We start from the raw sequence: 20,197 nt of genomic DNA, 5'->3' as shown, positions 1-20,197 counted from the left end.
ATCAGGCGGGTTCCTTCTCGTACTCACGGTAGAGATGCGTCTCGGCGCTCGATTTCGCCTGCGCGCGGATATCGACCATGTTGAGTACCGCACCGGCAACGTCCGCGCCGGATCTCTCAAGCAGATCTAGCGCCATGCGCGCGGTGTGGACGGGCGTATCACGCCAACGGACCACAAAGAGCGTCTTGTCGGCCATGGCGGCCAGGGCCCGTGCCTCCGCGATCTGCAGCACCGGTGCGGTGTCGATTACGACCAGATCGAAGCTGTCGGCCAAGGTGTCGATCAGCTGCTGCATCCGGTCTGAAGCGAACATGTCGTAGTCGGGACTTTCGCCCCTGAGCTGCGGCAAAACGCTGAGGCCCGTCTCCTCGTCGGTGATGAGCGCGTCCTCGAAGTGGGCCGTGCCCGCCAGCACCTGGGCCAACCCGACAGGGCCGGTCCTGAATTCCCTGCTCGATCCCCGTTGCCGCTCGTCACAATCGACCAGCACCACGCGTTGGCCGAGCTTTGCCGTGGTCCGCGCAAGTGTGAGGGCGACCGTGGTCTTGCCTTCATGGGGAATCGAGGAAATCACCGCGACTGTCCTGGCGTCCCGGTCGCCCCGCCCAATACGCAAGGTTGTGCGGATCGAGCGGAACGTTTCTCCAAATAGCGAGCCGCTATTGGTCAGGGCATAGTCGCTCGCTGCCAACGGTGCATGGACCGAATGCGAACCGCCATTGACCGTGGCGAGATCGGGAGCGGAGGCCAGGACAGGAACTCCGAGCGAAGTTTCCAGTTCACGCCGCGTCCGCACGCCCCGCTCAAGCATCTCGAGCAGCAGCACGATCATCGCCGCTCCCGCGAGGCCCGCGAGAAGGCCGACTAGCAGGTATACCGTGAGATTGGGCGAAGTGGCCGCGCGCGGGATTGGCGCCAGAGAGACAATGTAGGCGTTGCCGCGCTCGGTGCCCTGTGTCGCAACGGCCTGCCGATAGCGCTCAAGCATGGCCGAATACAGGACACGAGCCGCCTCGGCGTTGCGTTCCAGTTCGGCCAAACGGACCGAGGCCCGATTGCCTGCGCGCACATTGCCGATCACCTCGCCAACAGACCCGCTGAGCGAGCCTGCCTTGCTACCCACCGCCCTCGCCTCGCTTACGAGGCTTCTGCTGAGACGACCAGTTTCCTCGGCGATCTTGCTGCGCACCACCGCCAACTCTTCGCTGAGGGGCGTCATCTCAGGGTAGTTGGGACCATAGCGAACGCTCATCGAAGCTTGCTTCGCGAGAAGCCGGGCTTCCTCAGTGCGCAACTGGTTTATCACCGGGGAATCGAGGATTTCGGCCACGTCACCGCTTTGGCCGCTCGCAGCGCGAGAAGCGGCGGCAGCTTGCTCGGACCGAGCCTGCGCCCGCATTCCGTTGATCGTGGCGATCTGCTGCTGCGCGTTGCCATTGTCGTTGTAGATGTCCACCAGGTTGGTCTGATCACGATAGCTCGCAACGTCAGCCTCTGCTTGCTGAACATCGTCGCGCAACATCTCGAGACGTTCGGCCAACAAAGCCACCTGCTTGTTGGTTTGCGCCGACAGACCCTGGGTTTGTGAATCAAGATAGACCTGAGCCGCGGTGTTCACGATCTCCGTCGAAGTTTGCGGGTCTCCCCAGGGAAAACTGATGGCAATCGCGTAGGACGTCCCCTCCCGCTTCACGTCGAGACCATTGCGCACCACGTCGATGGCCCGGGCCCGAGCGGCCGGAAGCGCCTCCGCGGCCGGAGGCGAAGCATCGGCGGGGAACCCGAAACCCTCGCGCTGGGCGAGATCGAGCCGATCGACGACGCCGGCAGCAATCGTCGGTGACCGGAGAATCTGCACCTCGGTGTCGACCGTCGAGGAATCTGTCATCACCGGCCGCTCGCGTGTGGAATCCATCGGAACAACGTCTTCCACCTGCCGTTCTATCGCGACGTGTGCCGTCGCGGAATAGGTAGGACTGGCCATGGTATAGGCGAGAATGGCGCCAAAAAAGGCGATCCCCATGACCAAAGCGATAGGAAGGGCACGTCGACGGATGATCCCCGCGATGCCGCGAATATCGATCAGGCCGGGCTCAGGAGCCCGGCGGCCGAAATTACTGGTGAGTGCGTCCATCAGTTATCCTTGAATGACGTCCGCCCCTCGACATCCTCACCTGACGCAGAACCGCGGGTCTCCCTACTGGTTCCAAAGGGATTCGGCTGGGTGTCAGTCACGGTGGAGCGGGCCCCTGACCGTCTTTCTAGTTTCGGCTCAGGAACTTAGTCCCGATCCGCCCATTTTAGGGGCAGGTAGAAATGCGACCAAGTGTTCAGCAATTCGGTTGAGCGCTTGAGTGTAAAGACGCTTGGGTATATTCTGGACATAGGCCGCCGGCGACAGTGGTTCGAAGAGCGGCAAGAGGATGCTGGCAAAGAATATCGTGAAGCTGGAAGACGTGAAGAGCCGTGCCGTGGTGACGGCGCCAGATGCAGTACCCCGAAAATCGGTACTCGCTTTTGGCGTGGCATTGTCGGTTGGCCTGCTCGCGTGGGTGGGTCTCTTTCTGCTGATTTTCTGAACTCCAGTACTTAGGATTGGATCGGTCGAGACGGTCCGAAATTGGCTGGCAGGGGTCGACGCCGGGTGTTTTCGGCGCCGTGATTGCTGCTGACCGCGCAATTTCCTCCGTTCGGCGCTACCTCAGGAACATTCGCGTCCATCGCTCGTGAAGGCCCCAACAAGGTCGGGGTCTCTTTTCGGGTGCGTAGCTCTTGAACTTTCAAACTCTCCGCGATGGCTTCATTGAATCTCGGCAAGCCCTCTCGCGGCGGCTTGAACCGCGGCGCCATGCGCGGGCGCAAATGTCGATGGTCCTGCTCGTCGGCGACATCGTCGCGATAGCCTTGGCACTCGCCCTTGCGGCCAAACTTGGCGCCTTTTGGTCGCGTGGCTTTGACTGGAGACCTGTCGCCCTCGCGGCGATGCCGATCTACATCGCTGCCGCGACCAACTTGCGGGCCTATGCTATCGATGCTTTGCAATATCCCGGCAAAGGACTCTCACGGGCCGTCATCGCGGCCGTCTTCACGTTGCTGGTCATTCTTCTCGTAGGCTACTCGCTGGGAGGGATCGGGCGCTCCGGCCTGGCGATCGCCCTGATCCTGGTTCCCGCGGCGCTGGCGCTCGCCAGACTGGCGGGAGGCGCGATTGGCGGGCACGTCTTCGAAAACCGCTATCTTACCGAACTTGTCATTGTGGACGGGGAGGAGGTCGATGCCCCCGCGCACGCGGTGGTCATCGATGCGCGGGATGTCGGGATCGAACCCAATCTGCGCGATCCGGTCATGTTGTTGCGCCTCGCCGAGGTTCTGGAAGGAGCCGACCGGGTCATCATCGCCTGCCGGCCGGAAGCTCAATATGATTGGGCCATGTCGCTTAAGGGAGCGAATGTCCGCGCCGAAATCCTCAAGCGCGATCTCGAAATGATGGGACCGATCGGCGTCGGCCGGATGAGCGGCGGGTCTACGATGGTCATCGCATCGGGTCCGCTCGGCCGACCCGATCAGATCGTCAAGCGGGGCTTCGATCTCGGACTAGCGGTTTTAGCGCTAGCCGTCCTCGCACCGGTTCTGGCTGCGATTGCCTGTGCCATCAAGCTCGACAGCAAAGGCCCGGTTCTCTTTCGACAATCCCGGGTCGGCTGGGGCAACTCGCTATTCACGGTCTTCAAGTTCCGCACCATGAGGACGGAGATGTGCGATGCGGATGGAACCGTTTCGACCCGCGCAGACGATGACCGGGTTACTCGCGTCGGCCACTTCTTACGGCGCACCAGTCTCGATGAGCTTCCCCAACTGTTCAACGTGCTCCTCGGGTCGATGAGCTTGGTCGGTCCCCGGCCCCACGCCCTGGGGTCGCTGGCCGGACAGGAGCACTTCTGGGAGGTAGACGAGCGCTACTGGCATCGCCATGCTCTTAAGCCCGGCATCACCGGCCTGGCCCAGGTCCGCGGCTTCCGCGGGGCCACGCATAAGCGTGCCGATCTCACGCAAAGGTTGCAAGCCGATCTCGAGTATATCTCAGGCTGGACCATAGGGCGGGACATCCAGATACTCATGAAGACGGCACTCGTCGTCGTCCACCCCAACGCGTACTGAGACCACCCACAGCGCGCTCTCAGCTCTAGCTGGCGGTGACGATGCGTTGCTCGGTTCGCGGAGGGACGAACTCGATGATCGGTGCCGGGCCGTTCTCGACAGCGATCAGCGCCGCCGACGGCGCCTCGATATCCGCTTCCTCGATCACGATGCGAGCGGGTGAGTTCGTATTGAAAAGGAAGACCGGAGAGGTGTTGCCTTGTTGGGCACGGACCTTGGGCCGGACAATGCGATAGGAGCCCACATCACCGTGGAAGGAGAAATGGGCGGTTCGTCCACTGCCGCCCCGAGAGACCGGATCAGTGCTCTCGCAATCCTGCAACTCTCCGCTGTTCCACAACCGGAAATTGCGCTTGTTCCCCTCGGCCTTGCAGCGTTCGAGCTTTACGCTTGCCGACTTGAGGTCGAACCCGCCATCGGTGCACCCTGTCGCCTGGCAGTCAAGGTAGCGGATGGCGCTGTTGCCGCGTTCGTCGGTGAAGCCGTCGCCGTTCCAGTAGCTGCCCGCCGCGCTGTTGGCCTCGCGGAACCCGTGTGCGGAAACTCGCTGGTAAGTAATCTCGCGGGCCTGGTCATCCAGCGCGAAGCCCACGCAGTAGGCATCGCCCCCGCTGTTTCTGCAGGTCGCGGTGACATCCTCGATCTGCCCCCGCGCCGATTGATAGCGCAATCGAAGGAAGCCGTGCTCAAGCTCTCCTGCCTGCACGTTTCGAATGACGAAATCGCTGAGCGAGGCATCGGGAAGTCCTGAAGCGGCCGTTGTGTCGAGGAAGCGGTGAAGATTGTCGCCGCGGCTATTCTCGACATTGAGCTGACCGATCGGCTTTGAGATGCGGACACCGGTGGCCAGGCCCTGAAATACGCCGTCCACAATCCGCGTTCCGTCAGAGGCAATCCTGATGCCCTCTCCGCCCGCGCTGCCGCTCCCCGATCCCCGGGTGCCGCTGAAGATTCGGCCCTGTATGAGATTGGTGACGGTGGCTGCGTTGGCTGCGGGAATGAGCAGGCCGCCCCAACGGCGCACGGTCAGTGAGGCGGATGAGACCGCCGCGATGGCGAACAGGTGGCGCCTGGTCACGCGTTCCCAGTCCACATCGCATCTCCTGAACTGATGTCGGTTGCCGACGGCACAAGCCGTTGATCGGCAACGGTGCTTAGCCCAAAATGTTCTCTCTTCCCGCCAATTGTCGGTCCAACCGTGGCCCCAGCCCGACGCTCCGCGTTGTCGAGCAAGCCGGCGTCCGGGCCAAAAAGACACTCCCCGGCAGCCAAGAGACTCTCTAGAAGCCGCCGATCCCCTAAGCCGAACACAGACGGAACCCATGATGTCCAGCACCGCCCAAGCTATCCTCGATACCTCCTCCGAACTCGCACGCGTGTTCGCGCTGCAGCAGGCCCATCAGTGGGATGTGAAGGCCTCGACTGCCGAACAGCGCAAGGCAAAGCTCGCCCGGCTCAAGGATTCCGTCCTGGCTCACGCGGACGCCATCGTCGCGGCCGTGCAGAAGGACACCCGCAAGCCCGAGGGTGAGATCCGCGTCACCGAGGTGCTCAACATCGTCGGCAACATCCAGCTCAACATCGACAATCTCGAGACCTGGATGACGCCGACCGAAGTCACCCCCTCGAAGAATCCGAACGACAAGGCCATGATCGCCTACGAGGCGCGCGGCGTGTGCCTGATCCTCGGGCCCTGGAACTTCCCGCTCGGCCTGACGCTCGGCCCGGTGGCCGCCGCGGTGGCCGCGGGCAACTGCTGCATGGTCAAGCTGACCGACCTCTGCCCGAACACCGCGCAGATCGCCGGAGTGATCATTCGCGAGGTCTTCGACGAGAACGAAGTGGCGCTGTTCGAAGGGGACGTCAGCGTCGCCCAGGAACTGCTCGAGCTGCCGTTCAGCCATATCTTCTTCACCGGCAGCACCCGCGTCGGCAAGATCGTGATGCAGGCGGCGGCCAAGCACCTCGCTACCGTGACCCTGGAACTCGGCGGGAAGTCGCCGGTCATCATCGATGACGGCGCCGACATCGACAAGATTGCTGCCGACCTTGCTGGCGCCAAGCAGTTCAACGGCGGCCAGGCCTGCATCTGCCCCGACTACGTGTTCGTGAAGGAAGACCAGAAGCAGCGCCTGGTCGATGGGTTCAAGGCCAATGTCACTGCCAATCTCTACGAAGGTGGCGAGCTCAAGAAGGAGCGCATCGCCCAGATCGTCAACGGCGGCAATTTCGCCCGCGTGAAGGGTCTGTTCGATGACGCTGTGGCCCAGGGCGCCACGGTCGCCGCGGGCGGCGTGCTGGAGGCCGACGACCTCACGGTCCACCCGACCATGCTGACCGATGTGACCCCGCAGATGAAGATCCTGCAGGAGGAAATCTTCGCCCCGGTCCTTCCGGTCATGACTTACGAGAACCTCGACCAGGTGATCGAATATATCGAAGCGCGCGACAAGCCGCTGGCGCTGTACATCTACAGCAACGACGAGGCGAACGTGGACAAAATCCTCGCCCGCACTTCCTCTGGCGGCGTCACCGTCAACGGCGTGTTCTCGCACTACCTGGAGAACGGCTTGCCCTTCGGCGGCGTCAACCAGAGCGGCATGGGCAGCTACCACGGCTACTTCGGCTTCAAGGCGTTCTCGCACGAGCGGGCGATCTACCGCCACCAGTAAGACTGGCTGATCCAATCCTCCCTGTCGCGAAGCGATGGGGAGGTGGCAGACGCCGAAGGCGGCTGACGGAGGGGCTAGTGACACTCCGCCAGCCCCTCCACCATCCGGTTCGCGGACGGTCCCCCTCCCCATCGCTTCGCGACAGGGAGGATTTTTGGACTCCAAGGTGACAAGGGGTGACGGGGTGACACTGTCCAACGGATTTCTGTCACCTTGCCCGCCCAAGTTGACACTTTTCCGCCCAAAACTGTCACCTTGGGCCGGAAAAGTGTCACCTTGCGACCGCCAGCGCGCGAAAAGTGTCAACTTGGCTTGCCGTTGAGATTGAGCGACGGACGAGCGAGGTTCGGTCTGGGCCATCTGACAGGATGAAGCAGATCGCGTGCTTGTAGGAAAATGTTTTTTCTCAAAGAGTTCCGCCCACAATACCGAGCTCATTCCGACCCCACCCTCGCGCTCGCATTGACCCGCCGTTTCGGTTAGATTGACCCCACAGGGGGGCTCCCATGAACGACGGTCGAAGCGACGGTGTGGGGAAAGCTTGGACATCGCTCCGCCCACAACTCTGCCTGACCGTGGGTGTGACCGGACACCGGCCGGCAAGGCTCGGTTCCGAGACCCTCGATCAGTTGCGTGAATTGGTGGCTTCGCTGCTGTCCGGCCTCGCGGATGCGGTCCAGACAGTCGGGCGTGAGCATGGCGAAGCGTTCAGTGAGGAGCCCCTTTGCCTCCGGCTGGTAACGGGCCTCGCCGAAGGAGCCGACACGCTCGTGGCCAAGAGCGCGGCTGAGCGCGGTTGGCGCATCGACGCCTGCATCCCGTTCCCGCGTGGCCTTTACCTCGAGGATTTTGCCGAGCCGGAAGCGAAGCAGACTTTCTCCCAACTTCTGGAGCGCGCGACGGCAGTGTTCGAACTGCCGGGGGATCGCGCCAACGAGGATGCGGCCTACGAAGCGGCCGGACGGGTGATGCTGGAACAAGCCGACATCGTCCTCGCCCTATGGGACGGCGAACCCGCGCGAGGGCGCGGCGGCACGGCCCAGATCGTGGCGGAGGCGATTGCTCATCAGGTTCCGGTGATCCGGGTCGATACGCACGCGGTCCAGCCGCCCACGCTCTACTGGTCGGGTCTGAGCGACCTCGACTTCGACAGGCCGACTATCGACAGCGTGGCCCGGGCGGCTGCGGGAACCGTTCTGGCGGGCGTGGTCTCGGCCCTGTGTGCGCCCCCGGACAACGACGTTGATCGCCGGATGCTGGCGAGGTTCCTGCAAGAGCGCGACCACAAGCGCACGCCCGCCTGGCCCTATCCTCTCCTTCTGTCAGCGGCCCGCGTTCGGCGGATCCGGCGCGCGGATTTGCGCCCTCCCCGCCCGGACCAGTGCGCTCTGTACTTGCAAGAGCGATCCAATCCCTTCGGCAACGAGCGAGGAACCTACGCGAGCGCCTTTATAGACAGGCTCGTCCCCCGTTTCGGCACCGCCGACGCCGCGGCCACCTATTTCGCGCAGATCTTCCGCAGCGGTTTCATCATCAATTTCGGGTTCGCCGTGCTGGCGGTCCTGCTGGCGACGGGCGGACTGCTATTCCCTTCGGCCAAGCTGTTCCTGATCGCGACCGAACTCGCCATCATCATCCTGATCCTGCTCAACACGCGGGTCGGCTCACGAGCGGGCTGGCATGAGCGATGGATGGACTACCGCCACCTGGCCGAACAGTTGCGAGTGCTCGCGGCAACGGGACTGCTCGGCGATCTCTATCTTCGACACGGGGACGCGGGAGAATCGGGAAGTATTCCGGGGTGGGTACGCTGGCTCAGCCGTGCGACCGCGCGGGAGCTGGGGCTGCCCTCGGTGTGCGCCGATCAGCATTACCTCTCGCGCGTACGGGCGGTGGCGCAGACAATGATCGAGGACCAGATCGAATATCACTCGCGCAATGCCCACCTGATGCACAAGCTGGATCATCGGCTGCACAAGGCGGGCGAGTACCTTTTCGGCGGCACCATCGTCGCCTGTGCCGCCTGGATCACGCTCAAGCTGGGCGGCTTCGACGTGACCCACGGGAGAGGCGTGAACGTCACCTCATTGGTCACGGCGGTCACCGCCGTCCTGCCCGCGATGGGTGCGGCGCTCTACGGCATTCGCATGCAAGGCGACTTCGCCGGGATCGCCGAGCGGTCGGCGGTCACGGTCAAGCGGCTTCAACGGCTCCAGCGGGTCGTCGAGGCCGACGGGCCCGATTTCGACTTGCTCTCCGCCCGGCTGCGGAGGCTGCGCGAGATCGCTCTGGCCGATGTCGCGCACTGGCGCACGACCTATCAGGCGCGGCCTCTCACCCTGCCGGGCTAAGGATCAGCGATTGACGATGCGCGGGTCGAGCGAAACGAGATGTCCGTTCGGAGGATCGGTCTCGACCCACAATTGGAGGCAATAGCTGTAGCCCGCGCCGTCATCGTCGTTGTCGTCGATGATCACTTGCATGAGGCTGTTGCCCGGCAGCGCGTTGATATCGCTGTTGCCGCCGCCATCGCGGGTGATGACCACCGCTTGTGACGGCGTGGCCGGGAAGCCGAAATTCACGTTGTTGCCGCTGGCGTCGGTGATCTGGCCCGACAGGTTCACGGTGATGTCGGTGTCCACGTTGTAGCTGCTGCTGTCGTAGGCCATGTTGTTGAGGTTGATGTCCCCGCTTGAGTCCACCACGTTGGAACTAACCGGGTTGGAGCCGGCCTGCGCATATTGCGCGCTGACCGAAACGTTACCGCTGGCGTCGACGGTCCCTGTCACCGTCACGTTTATGGTCAGGGTCATGTCGGGAAGGTCTGGCATGTCTGTCTCCTCAGGTTCGGAACAACTGCGGCAGCGAGTATTCACTCTTCATCGACGACCCGTTGGGCAGGGCAGAGAGTCCGGATTTATCCTTCAAGAAAGTGGCGGCGGCGATCATCCTTGAATCGGTGATCGTGGTGCCTGAGATCAGATCCCGCGCCTGGGCGAAGTCCGCCCTCGCGCGAGCCTTGTCACCGGACGCCGACCAATCCGCGCCGGACAAGAGATGGACCATGACTCGCGCCAGGCGCTCCTCGTCCGACTGCGGGTTGGTGCTGGCACGGAAGTCGCGTTGAAAGGCGTTGATCTTCTCGCGAGCCGCTTCCCGATTCCCCATGGCCTGGGCGATCGCAATCTCGCGCCAGCGCGCCGGCATCAGGCAGTCCGAACGCCATTCCATCACGCTCGCGTCGGTGGAGAGCAACTGCTGCGCCTGCCGCAGCGCCCATTGATTGGTCTCCCTGGCGCCGGACCAGTTCGCCATCATCATCTGCGCTTCGGTCCGGACGTTGGCGGACTTCACTGCCATTTCCCCCCACAGGCTGTTGGAGGGATCGCCCCGCTGCAGCGCCTGAAGCGCCTCGAAACTGGCATCGGCATACTTCAGCGCTTTCGCCGGTTCTCCGGCTTCCAGATGGAGTTCCGCGATCCTCAACCAGGCCAGATAGAGCGATTGCCTGATCTCGCTGTTCTTGGGATCGGTGGCGAGGACTTCGTTGTAGAGCTTCACCTCCTGCAGACGATCGACCAGCGCGCCCGACGGATCGAGCATCTTGCGCCGGACATCGGCCTTCCAGGCCAGCGCCTGGGCTATCAAGTAAGTCTGCTCCTGCTTGTCTGCTGCCTTTTCGCGGAGCTGGGTCGAGGCCTGCTGGGCCTTTTCAAAGTAGCTCAGCGCAGCCGGCAGGTGGCCATCGTCGAGTTCCAGCGTCCCCAGATTGGAATAAGCGTTGCTCAGTTCTCCCTCCCATTCCGGCTTGGGACGGTCGAGTTTGGAAAGCCTCTTCGCGTACTGGAGGTACTGGTCGAAATACCGGCGGGTCGTCGCGAGATCGCCGCGTTGCCACGCAATCGCGCCGACCCAGAACACGCTTTGCGCGTGATCGAAGAGGCGCTGGCCGTTGTCGGGATCGCGGCGCAATTGCTCCGAAGTGGTGGCCGCGGCCTGCTTGTAGGTAGCCAGCGCTGCGTCCAGATTGCCCTGCAGGTTCGCGACTTCGCCGACGAGCAGCAAGGCCCTCGCCCGGCGGCCAAGCGCATCGGCGTCGAGGCTGCCCGGGTCCTGCCTGGAATAGTAAGTGAGCGCCCGGTCGCCGACGCTGTCGAGGACGTCGAGGCGGCCCACCGGCTCAAGCTTCGAACGCAAGTCCGTCAGCATGTATTCGACCAGCCCGTCGGCCTCGGCCCGCTGGCGCTGTGCTTCGTTGCGCGACCTGATGGCCACGACAGTCAGCGTGCTCATGACTACCGCCAGCACCGAAGCCGCCGCCGCGATGGCGGTTAGGCGGCGGCGGCTGCGCTGGGCCTCGCGCTGGACCAGGTCGTCCAGCTTCAGCCCCGTCAGCCCCGCGACCACCTTGAGCTTGGCAAGGCGTTCGCCATCCCCCTCCGGCCGCAAGTCAGCGGCAATCGGTTCCGCCGGGACATCCGAAATCGTGCCGTCTGCCCGAACCCTCAAGCGCAAGGCCTCGGGAAAGCACTCCGCCTCCGCCTCGTCAGGCGTGACGCCAGCCCCGGGCTCGCCCGCGGCGATCACCACCAGGACCCGGTCCTCGCCCCGGTGCTGTTTGAATAACCGGATTTCCTCGTTGACCCAGCGCGAAGCGGCGGCCGACGGAGAGGCAATGACGATCAGGAATTCCGACGCCAGCAGCGCCTGTTCGATCTCGCGCGACAAGTCGCCGGCTGCCGGAAGTTCTTCCCGATCCTTGAAGATGGGGACCAATCGGCGGGGGACCGGGCCGATTTCGGTAACCTTGCCCACGAGGCGCGAGGGAACGCGGTAGGATTCAACCGCGCGATGGAGCCAACTCGCACGGGATGCGTCAGCATGACTATAGCTGATGAAAGCGCGGAATAGCATCTCGCCCGAATGCATCACAGCACCTCCGCCCCCCGCGGTTGCGCCAGCAAGGCAATGGCAGACTATTTATTGTATGCGGTTTCCACTCCAAAATCTATGTTCTATCCTGAGATGCAACTCTTTCATTTCCAAGATTATTTGTTTACTTCTTGCAGGATGGGGAGATTTGGATTCCGAACTCTATGTTTTAATCTATTGGATTATCTCACGAGTCTGGGCTCGATCAGGCCAGGCGAAAGGGGGGCCAGGCAACCGCTCCCTTGCGACCGCGCGATACCTCGCCTCTCGGAAAGAGCGCTGAGCAGACGCGACGTCGCTCATTCCGGGTGGTTGGCGTAGAAGTCGTTCGGCCAGCGGAAGTTGGTGTGGGTAAAGGTCACGCTGAAATCGAGAGCGGTGACCTGGTGCCACCAGCCCAGCGGGACGAATAGAGCGTCGCCCGGTTCGAGCATGACCTGATGCACGTGGATGCCTTCGAGTGCCGGAAAGCGCTCTACGATACCAGGTTCGGCGAGGTCGCGGATGCGGCTGTAGACGTGGTGGTCGTTGTAGAGATGCGGGGTCACGTCGGGCGCGACCAAGAGCACGCGCTTGCGACCGGTTATCTGAAGAAGCAGGTTGTTCGTCAGATCGTGATGCAGCGGGGTGAAGCTGTTCGCGGATCCGATCCAGGGCATGCCGTGCGCGGTCCCGCCCTCCCGCGTGAGCAGCTTGTCGAGGAAGCCGAGATCCTGGTGCAACAGCTCCAACGTGGCGGCGTTCGCTGCTGAGTTGTAGGCTGTCAGGTAGAGATCGTTACCGTCGCCTTCTGCAATGATGCGATCGATGAACGCGTCGAAGGGCATGGTGCGCCGGTGGCTTGTCATGTTGCGTTCGAAGTCCGGATCGGAGCTTCGATCGCCCTGCACCTCGATCTCGCGCGATCCAATCAGGTGCTTCAGGTAATCGGGCGTCCACCGGTCCAGCGCGGACCAATCCGCCAGTTCACCGTCGAGTATGACCGGCTGGTTGGCGGCGTAGTGCTGAGCCAGGAATTCCTCGGCCGAAATCCCTCGCTTCCGCAAGATCGCTCTGGGCGCCAGCGCCTGCAGTCGTTCCTTCGACGTCAGGATCCATTCGTACTTAGCTCCTAGACGGTCCTTCGCCGGCCGTTCGGCAGCGGGAGGCTCCGGACGAGAGCTGGGAGCGGCTGGGCGATCGGGGGTTTCACGGTGAAAGGCCGCGGCGCCGTCGAATTCGGCAAGACGCAGCTTGGATTGATGATCGCCTGCGCCCGGACAGCCGTCGGACTTCAGACCCCGGTAGTAGAATTTCTGCCACTTGGCGCTGGGATTGGCCGGCGGATTGGCCGCCACTTCCACGTGGAAGGCGTCGCGGGACCGGCTCCATTCCTCAAACTGCCGCTTGAGTTCGGGCTCTTCGTCGATCGCCAGGATGCGCGGCTCGACCGATTCCACCAGATGCCGCTCAACTGGAAAGAAGAAGCAGAACGGCTCATTCTCCTCGAAACGCACGACCTGATTGGGACGGGTGAAGCGCCAGTTCATGGTGAAGCTGAAAGGCGACCAGTCGGTTTCGATCACGCCCCCCAGTGGAGCGATGCCGTCCTTGGCATGGTTGGGTGACCCACCCACCCAGAGATTGAACCCGGGCGGGGTGCGCATGATGCCTTCTACATGAAAGGTAACCGTGCCCTGCCCGAACAGCGGAACCGGGGCACGATGGGCTGGCGTGCCAGGATCGGGCCGAACCTCGACATCGCTAGGCGCCGCGCCACCGTTCCATTCGGCCTCGAAGCCGCAGGGGCTGAGAATTTCCCAGCCATGGGCGTTGGCGATGTTGAGCGGCAGGCAGCGGTAAGCAAACCTCTCCGGCGTCGCATCCATCCAGTCCCGGCGTGGCGACGCGGCCCGGATTCGGGGCTCCCAGCCAGGATAGACGTAGCACCTGAGGTCCATCTTTCCTCCGTGGACTGTCGGCATGGCCAAGACGCCGCCGGGGGCCTGCCTGGCCAGGAAGCCAATCTGACAGAGCAAGACGAGTCCGTGAAGTACGGAGAAGTACGGACCATTCTTGACGGTCGAGGCTGGAGTTATACGGTCAAGACGGTCCGCGAACGCGGTATGCGGTGTCAGTTCGCGATAGCCAGGACTCTATTAGTCAGGCATAATATCGGCATTCCAATAAGAATAACCGGGCCGTGATTGGTTGTCCGAAAAGGACTCCATGAGAAGGATGCTATCGACGCCCGGAATAGTCCCGATTCCGCACGGACGAAGACTGGTTTCTGGCGTCGCAGCCTGCCCTGCGAGCCACCGCGACTGCCGATGAAGCCAGACGCCAAAAGAAATTAGCCGACCCACACGATTAGACGTCGCAAGAAACCACCGCCCTTCGAGTCGTCGCCCGGTACTCCATGCCTCGTACGGAAGGTTGAGCCATGTCTCATATCTGCGGAACGGTTCCTGTCCTCTCTCCCTCGCTCCATGTCGGCCCCGACACCGGAGAGGCCGCTACCTCTCCAAATGTATGGGAAAAGGACCTGACCTATTCGCCGGCACCGGGCGGCGGCACCAAGTTCATCATCCTCCATTTCATGAACGTCACCCTCCCGGCGAACAATCGCCTGGAAGTCGACCTAGGTTACGATACCGACGTATTCACCTCGGCCAGCGGCGGCTCGTTCTGGACGCGGCCGATCAACGTCGGCGCGGTCGGGGCCTCGATCAAGATCCGCTACATCACCAACGGCGCCGGGAACGGCGGAGCCTTCGTCGATCGATATGGCCGCGGCGAGAGCCTGCAGAGCACCGAGCCGGGCCACAACAGCATCACAAACTGCAACCCGTTCCTGATCAACGGCTGGGTCGAACCCAACTTCCCCCACATCCCGGGCTCGACCGATCCCAAGTACGATCCGTTCTGGATCTGCAACAAGTCGGCCGCACCGAAGTGGCAGAACGTACGTTGCGCGCCGGTCGGCTCTCCGCAGGACAAGGTCGCCCGTAGCGTCGGGATGATCGTGTCGATCCACCAGCCGAGCAGCGGCCACCCGGAAGAGAATGTCAGCACCTGCTCGGTCACGCTGATCGATTCAGACCTGGTCGTGCTCGCCGCCCACTGCATTTCGGACCATCCGTTCGAGGTGCCGACCAGCTCGGTGACCTTCGATTACGAAGTCGCTTGCGATGGCTCGCTGCTGCCCGCGTACAACGCGGTTTTCTACAAAGTGATCAAGCTGGTGAAGTTCCGCTTCACCGACGGGCGCGACTACGCGATCCTGCAGATCCGCGGCACGCCGCCCCTGTCGCCGGTCCCGGTCAGGATCACCAATCTCGGAGCCAACGAGGCGGTGTTCGGCGTCCATCACCCCAACGGCGCGGTCAAGAAGGTCTCCCCTTCAGCGAGCGGCACAATGCCGATCTCGTTCTTTGGCACTTCGATCGGCGTCAATCTCGACGTCGCCGGGGGCAGCTCGGGCTCGGGCCTGTTCGACGCCTCGGGTCATATCGTGGGGGTGCTTTCGAACGGAAGCGGCTGCAGCCTGTCCTATTCGGCGCTCAAGACCATGATGGCCGACCCGATCGTCATTCCCAACCCACCGACCCAGCGCGCGGTCATGCTGGTGTTCGATCGCTCGGGAAGCATGAGCGAAGGAGCCGGGGGCGGGAAAATCAAGATCAACGAGGCTCGCGCCGCTGCCGAGCTGTTCGTCAACATGATCCGCACCACCGGCAACCGCGCCGGGCTGATCTCCTTCTCGAACGATGCCACCAGCCCGGTCGACTTCGCCCTGGCGCCGGTCACGACGAGCACCAAGTCGCAGATCAACGGCAAGCTGGCGGCCATTTCGCCCAGCGGCGCAACGAGCATCGGCGATGGTCTAGCGGTCGCCCGCGATCAGCTTGCCGGTACTAGCGGTTTGCCCAAGACGATCCTGTTGCTCACGGACGGCATGGAGAACGAACCGCAGAAGATCGCCGATGTCAGCGGCCTCGGCGCGATCGAAATCACCGCCATCGGGTTCGGCGCGGAGAGCAATCTCGACGGCGCCAAGCTCAGCGGTCTCGCCCAGTCGCACGGCGGCCTCTACAAACGGGCCGGAGACGGGCTGCAGCTGAAGAAGTTCTTCGCCCTCGCCTTCGGTGAGATCTTCGAAGCCGGCTCCCTGGCCGATCCGCAACTGCACTTGCCGGCCAGCCTGAGGGTCGGGCCCTCAATTCCCTTCCACGTCTGCGGCGAGGAAGCGGTCACCATCGTGATCGGCTGGGACAACGAGGATGCTCCGCTGTTCATCGAGCTTGAGTCACCCAGCGGCCAGATCGTCAATCTGGGAGCCGGGGGGATCGACAGCGACGCCGGTACGACCTGGCGCTTTGCCCGCGTTCCCCTGCCGCAAGGCGGCGAGCGCGACGGTGTGTGGAAGACGCGGGTCTTCCGGCCCGGCGGGGGAGAGTTCCCGCCCCCGGCCATTCCCGTGAACTACTTCGTGAACGTCAACGCGCGCGGTGGTCCGAGCCTGCGGCCGTTCATCCAGCCGCAGCGGATCTACACAGGCGATGTCCTCCATCCCAAGGTGATCCTGCAATTCGCCGATGAGAGCGTGCCCCCGGGGGGAAGCGTGTCGCTCGCGGTGCGGAGACCGGCCAAGAGCGTCGGCACCCTGATCGCCAACAAGGGCCTGGCCGCGGCAACCACGATCAAGGGTGATGTCCTGCCGGAACGCCAGTCGACCCTGAAGAAGATCGAGCAGGACACTGGCGCGCCTGCGACCGACTATGTCGATTCAAACTACGTCCTGAGCGATGAACCCGAGGGTTCGGAGATGTTTGAGCCTGCCGGTATCTTCGGGGCGCGGCTCGACAACGTGCTCGTGGTAGACGGGACCTATACGTTCCACGCCAGGGCGACGGTGGCGATCAACTGTACGACCACTCGCGAATGCCAGTGGAGCTACCATGTCGCGGTCGGGATCGATCCGGGGTCCACCACGGTCACCACCCAGCCGAACGGTACCGGCCCGACGGGCGGTGACAAGTGGCAGGTCATCTTCACCCCCCAGGACAAGTACGGCAACCTGGTCGGGCCCGGAATGGGTGACGACCTAGACGTCCAACCGCTGCCCGGCGGGACCCTGGTAGGCGGCCTCGTCGACCTGGGCGACGGCCGTTACGTCCAGGAAGTGGAGACCGAGCCCGGCAGCGACGCCGATCCCGGCCTGACTGTCGGCCAGCCGGATCGAGGTCCGGTGGTCGTCGCCCCGCCATCCCGCATCCGTACGGGATACCGCTACACAACCTCGCTGGCATGCGGGGTGGAAGGCGGTGAATGCTGCGATTGCTCGTCGGTCGTGCCGGGACGCTTCGCCACCGCGGTCACAGCCTACAACGGGACCGAGAAGGATGTGGCGCTGATCCTCGCGGTCATCCCGACCACCTTTGCCGGAGCCACTTCCGGGCGGTGGCCGGATGCGGTTTCGGCACGGGCCAAGGATCGGATGGTCCTCAAGCCCGGAGAAGCGACGACGATCGATTGCTGCAGTATCGCCAGGATGCTGCTGGGAGCGCCGGCGCCGGCACAGGGTGCCTTGACCTTTGGCGTCGTGGCGCTCGAATGCAGCGCCAAGGTGGATGTGTCGGCGACCTATACCGTCGCCGGCCGCGAAGGGGAGGCTCCCTCGATCGATGTAGAGGCGCTGCTACCCAGCGAATTCCGGGTGCGAGAGGCCCGGCCCGCACCGCCTCCGCCCCCGCCGCCCCCGGCAAAAACGCGCGACGTCCCCCCGCCTCGCCCGCAGGATATCCCACGGCAGCGGGAAAAGGAGGAACGCCCCGAAACGGGAAAGGCCAGGCCGAAGCGCAGCTCCCAAAAGCCTGCCAGCTCGCGGAAGCCGGCCAAGACCTGAGCCGATGCGCCCTTGGTCGCGGGGCGCATCGGGTTCGCAGGCCGTTCGCGTTGACGCGCGAAGTGGCTATTTATGGATCGCCGAGATCTTCGACCCTTCCAGGTCCACGCCGGCCATCAGCCCCTTCTGGTCGAACGGGAAGGCGTAGACGTCATTCTTGAGCGTGGTCGTGTTGGCGGCGGCTGCCGCTCCCTCGTCGACCACGACCACGTTCGGTCCCGTGCCGATCGCCCATCCGTTGTTTTCCTTGAGATAGCCGATCGCGCTGTCGTTCATCAGGAAGAGCGCGTAGCCAAATGTCTGCCCACCGGCCTGAAGGCCAATCGAGGCTGCGGAAATCCGGTAATAGCCCGCCGGTTTGCCGTCGATGAAAAGAACGCCTTCCCCGCTTTGCCCGCCAACTACGAAGCCGGCCTTCACGATCTTGGGGAATACCAGGATGGCGCGGGCCTCCTGGCCAAGTTTGCGCGCCTTTTCCGACTGGGCATAGAGCCGCTCGAGCGCGGCCTTGCCGTCGGTGGACAATTCCGAAGCGCTTGCCGCAATGGCGCTGTGTGACGGACCGATAAGCGTGGTGGCCAGGACGAGCCCCAGCGCGACGAGCCAGTTGCGTAGTGTGGTCATGGTTCCGCCCTTCGAAGGTGAACGTGCGCGGGCAGTTTGATCCACCCAGCAGGCGCTAACCATCGGCAATTCACCTGAGCGAGGGGTTTGGGGCGAGATGTCCGTTACCGACCCTTGGTCCGGTTCGGAAAGCGGGTGCAGTGCCAGGCGCCTATCGCAGAGCAGGTGCCTTACTGGCTGTCCTTGACGCCGCCCTAAAGAACATGGCCGATATCAACCACAGCGCCGCGAAGATGCCGCCGAAGAGCAAAGCCTTTAACGGGCCGTCCGGCGTACTTGCGGTGACCGGCCCGGTCGCCGTGGCGGTGCCGAGGAGCATTTGCATGATCGCGACGCCGACCATGGCCCGTGCCATGCCGGCCGGACCGAACCCGGCAGAGACGGCCCCCACGATCGCCGCCATGACCAGCATGAAGTAACTCATACCGGTGCCGTCGTCGCGAACGATCGTCGTCCAAACCGTGAGTAGCGATGCCACCACAGCTACGAAGGCTCCCGCGCGGTAGGCCAGATTTTCGGCCGATCCCGTCATGCACTCATCTCCTCCGGCAAGCCGCGGAAGCATAATGACCTCAGTCAGGCTGTGGGGCATGAGCAAAGGGTGAGGAAGGGCTGAAACCGTGACTCTTCGCCAAACGATGGCTCGTCAATCGCGCGGGAAGGGCATAAGGGGACGGCTCAGATAGTGGAGGCAAGTCCATGAGATTGGGCAAGTATGTTCTGGTCGCGATTTCCGCGGTCTCGATGGCCGGTTCACCCGTCGTGGCGCAGGCTGCCGACGGCTCGGGCGCGATCGCTCGCACCGGCGCGGGAGTTGAAGAGGCCGAAAGCCTGGGTGGCAACGGCCTCCTCAGCGGCGGCGGGTTCGTTATCCCGTTGATCGCGGTTATGGCCGTGCTTTTGGCCGTCCTGGTGGGAACCGGCAACGACGATGCCGCGGTAAGTCCCTGACGCTCGGCAGGCGAGGGTTAACCTACCCTCGCCACTCGCGCCGTTCTTCGGCCTGCCGCAGCACTTCATAGGCGACCTGGCAGGCCTGGAATTCCTTTGCCGCTCCAGCGTCGCCCGGCTTGACGTCGGGGTGGAGTTCCTTGGCCCGCGCGCGCCAGGCTTTCTTGATCGTTTCGAAGTCCGCATCGACTTCGAGCCCTAAAACTTCGAGCGCGCGCATCTCGTCGGCACTGCGGCTGCCGTCGCCGGATCCGCCCCAGCCGTAGTACGTGGCAGAAGCATAAGCGGAATTGGTGCGCTCCTCGGCACCCGCGCGCTCTTCGGCCTCGGCCTTTTCCAGGCCTTCGAAGTAGTCCCACTTGGAGTTGTATTCGGCGGCGTGGCGCTGGCAGAAATACCAACGCTCGGGGCTGTTCGGCGCCTTCGGGGCGGGGCAGTTCCCGGGCTCGTCGCAGCCATGCCTGTCGCACAGGCGAACCTTGGCCGCCTCACGCGTGGTGCCGTAGCTGCGCCAGCGAGGAAAGCCCCAGTCAAGGGAGCGGGTCGAACGGCTCACGATATTAACTCTACCGACAGCATCTTTTCACTATAGGCGCTCCCGGCCATGCCGCATAGGCGTTGCCGCGCAGGATTCATTGACCGCGGTCCGGATATGCTGCGTTGCAATATAGACGGATATTCGCTACGTATAGCGCCAGTTTCCGAATAGAGATTGATTATGTCCAAGCAGCTTTCCGTGGCCTCGGCTTTTTCCGTGTTCGCTCTTTCGGCGCTGGCCCTGTTCGGTCCGGCCCAGGCTGGCATTGAACGCCTGGATCATGAAAAGGGCGCCACGATCGAACTCGCCGCGCCTTCTTTTTCGGCTGAACTGCCGCTTTTCGACTGACTCTGTCGCTGCGGCGGATCAGGCGACTCAACTTGCATCGTAACACCTGAGAACCCTCCCCCTCCCGCAAACGGAAGGGGGAGAGCG

15 protein-coding genes are annotated in these 20,197 nt (G+C 63.3%); 7 read left to right on the top strand and 8 right to left on the bottom strand.

Annotation, left to right across the window (positions count from 1 at the left end):
* Position 1 precedes the first annotated feature (1 nt).
* Complete coding sequence (locus KK137_RS00535; protein WP_214533921.1) at positions 2 to 2,134, bottom strand: GumC family protein; 2,133 nt, start codon at positions 2,132 to 2,134, stop codon at positions 2 to 4.
* A gap of 289 nt (positions 2,135 to 2,423) precedes the next feature.
* Here KK137_RS00535 and KK137_RS00530 point away from each other — a divergent pair, with 289 nt between their 5' ends.
* Together KK137_RS00530 and KK137_RS00525 are read left to right on the top strand one after the other, a co-directional pair.
* Entirely contained in the window at positions 2,424 to 2,579 is a 156-nt protein-coding gene (locus KK137_RS00530; protein ID WP_214533919.1) for a hypothetical protein, read from the top strand.
* 289 nt (positions 2,580 to 2,868) lie between these two features.
* Complete coding sequence (locus KK137_RS00525) at positions 2,869 to 4,158, top strand: exopolysaccharide biosynthesis polyprenyl glycosylphosphotransferase (protein WP_214533917.1); 1,290 nt, start codon at positions 2,869 to 2,871, stop codon at positions 4,156 to 4,158.
* 25 nt (positions 4,159 to 4,183) lie between these two features.
* Here the strand turns inward: KK137_RS00525 and KK137_RS00520 are convergent, their stop codons facing one another.
* Complete coding sequence (locus KK137_RS00520) at positions 4,184 to 5,251, bottom strand: hypothetical protein (RefSeq protein WP_214533913.1); 1,068 nt, start codon at positions 5,249 to 5,251, stop codon at positions 4,184 to 4,186.
* Between the two features lie 232 nt (positions 5,252 to 5,483).
* Between KK137_RS00520 and KK137_RS00515 the strand changes: the two genes are divergently transcribed.
* Positions 5,484 to 6,830 (top strand): aldehyde dehydrogenase family protein, encoded by a 1,347-nt coding sequence (locus KK137_RS00515; RefSeq protein ID WP_214533912.1) that lies wholly within the window; start codon positions 5,484 to 5,486, stop codon positions 6,828 to 6,830.
* Positions 6,831 to 7,336: 506 nt separating this feature from the next.
* Positions 7,337 to 9,181 carry a hypothetical protein gene (locus tag KK137_RS00510; protein ID WP_214533910.1) on the top strand — a complete coding sequence of 615 codons (1,845 nt, stop codon included), beginning with the start codon at positions 7,337 to 7,339 and terminating at the stop codon, positions 9,179 to 9,181.
* A 3-nt stretch (positions 9,182 to 9,184) separates the two neighbouring features.
* On the opposite strand, the gene KK137_RS00505 is transcribed toward KK137_RS00510, so the two are convergent.
* The 3 genes from KK137_RS00505 to KK137_RS00495 all read right to left on the bottom strand — a co-directional run bounded on the left by KK137_RS00505 (position 9,185) and on the right by KK137_RS00495 (position 13,702).
* The gene (locus KK137_RS00505) at positions 9,185 to 9,661 is read right to left on the bottom strand and encodes a hypothetical protein (protein WP_214533909.1); all 477 of its coding nucleotides are present in this window, start codon (positions 9,659 to 9,661) and stop codon (positions 9,185 to 9,187) included.
* A 10-nt stretch (positions 9,662 to 9,671) separates the two neighbouring features.
* Complete coding sequence (locus KK137_RS00500; RefSeq protein WP_214533907.1) at positions 9,672 to 11,759, bottom strand: TIR domain-containing protein; 2,088 nt, start codon at positions 11,757 to 11,759, stop codon at positions 9,672 to 9,674.
* A 302-nt stretch (positions 11,760 to 12,061) separates the two neighbouring features.
* Complete coding sequence (locus tag KK137_RS00495; RefSeq protein ID WP_214533906.1) at positions 12,062 to 13,702, bottom strand: DUF6065 family protein; 1,641 nt, start codon at positions 13,700 to 13,702, stop codon at positions 12,062 to 12,064.
* Between the two features lie 482 nt (positions 13,703 to 14,184).
* On the opposite strand from KK137_RS00495, the gene KK137_RS00490 reads away from it, so the two are divergent.
* The gene (locus KK137_RS00490; protein WP_214533905.1) at positions 14,185 to 17,649 is read left to right on the top strand and encodes a VWA domain-containing protein; all 3,465 of its coding nucleotides are present in this window, start codon (positions 14,185 to 14,187) and stop codon (positions 17,647 to 17,649) included.
* A 66-nt stretch (positions 17,650 to 17,715) separates the two neighbouring features.
* Here the strand turns inward: KK137_RS00490 and KK137_RS00485 are convergent, their stop codons facing one another.
* Together KK137_RS00485 and KK137_RS00480 are read right to left on the bottom strand one after the other, a co-directional pair.
* The gene (locus tag KK137_RS00485) at positions 17,716 to 18,273 is read right to left on the bottom strand and encodes a lipid-binding SYLF domain-containing protein (RefSeq protein ID WP_214533904.1); all 558 of its coding nucleotides are present in this window, start codon (positions 18,271 to 18,273) and stop codon (positions 17,716 to 17,718) included.
* 151 nt (positions 18,274 to 18,424) lie between these two features.
* The gene (locus tag KK137_RS00480) at positions 18,425 to 18,805 is read right to left on the bottom strand and encodes a hypothetical protein (protein WP_214533903.1); all 381 of its coding nucleotides are present in this window, start codon (positions 18,803 to 18,805) and stop codon (positions 18,425 to 18,427) included.
* A 167-nt stretch (positions 18,806 to 18,972) separates the two neighbouring features.
* Between KK137_RS00480 and KK137_RS00475 the strand changes: the two genes are divergently transcribed.
* Positions 18,973 to 19,224 carry a hypothetical protein gene (locus tag KK137_RS00475; protein ID WP_214533902.1) on the top strand — a complete coding sequence of 84 codons (252 nt, stop codon included), beginning with the start codon at positions 18,973 to 18,975 and terminating at the stop codon, positions 19,222 to 19,224.
* 22 nt (positions 19,225 to 19,246) lie between these two features.
* Here the strand turns inward: KK137_RS00475 and KK137_RS00470 are convergent, their stop codons facing one another.
* Positions 19,247 to 19,780: a J domain-containing protein gene (locus tag KK137_RS00470; protein ID WP_214533901.1), complete on the bottom strand. Its 534-nt coding sequence runs from the start codon at positions 19,778 to 19,780 to the stop codon at positions 19,247 to 19,249.
* 162 nt (positions 19,781 to 19,942) lie between these two features.
* On the opposite strand from KK137_RS00470, the gene KK137_RS00465 reads away from it, so the two are divergent.
* Positions 19,943 to 20,110, top strand: a complete 168-nt coding sequence (locus KK137_RS00465) for a hypothetical protein (RefSeq protein WP_214533900.1) — start codon at positions 19,943 to 19,945, stop codon at positions 20,108 to 20,110.
* Positions 20,111 to 20,197: the final 87 nt, after the last annotated feature.

Origin of the sequence: Croceibacterium selenioxidans, from assembly GCF_018599195.1 — a bacterium.
GTDB lineage: Bacteria > Pseudomonadota > Alphaproteobacteria > Sphingomonadales > Sphingomonadaceae > Croceibacterium_A > Croceibacterium_A selenioxidans.
The sequence above is the reverse complement of the archived record's forward strand: the minus strand, read 5'-3'. Positions and strand labels throughout refer to the sequence as shown.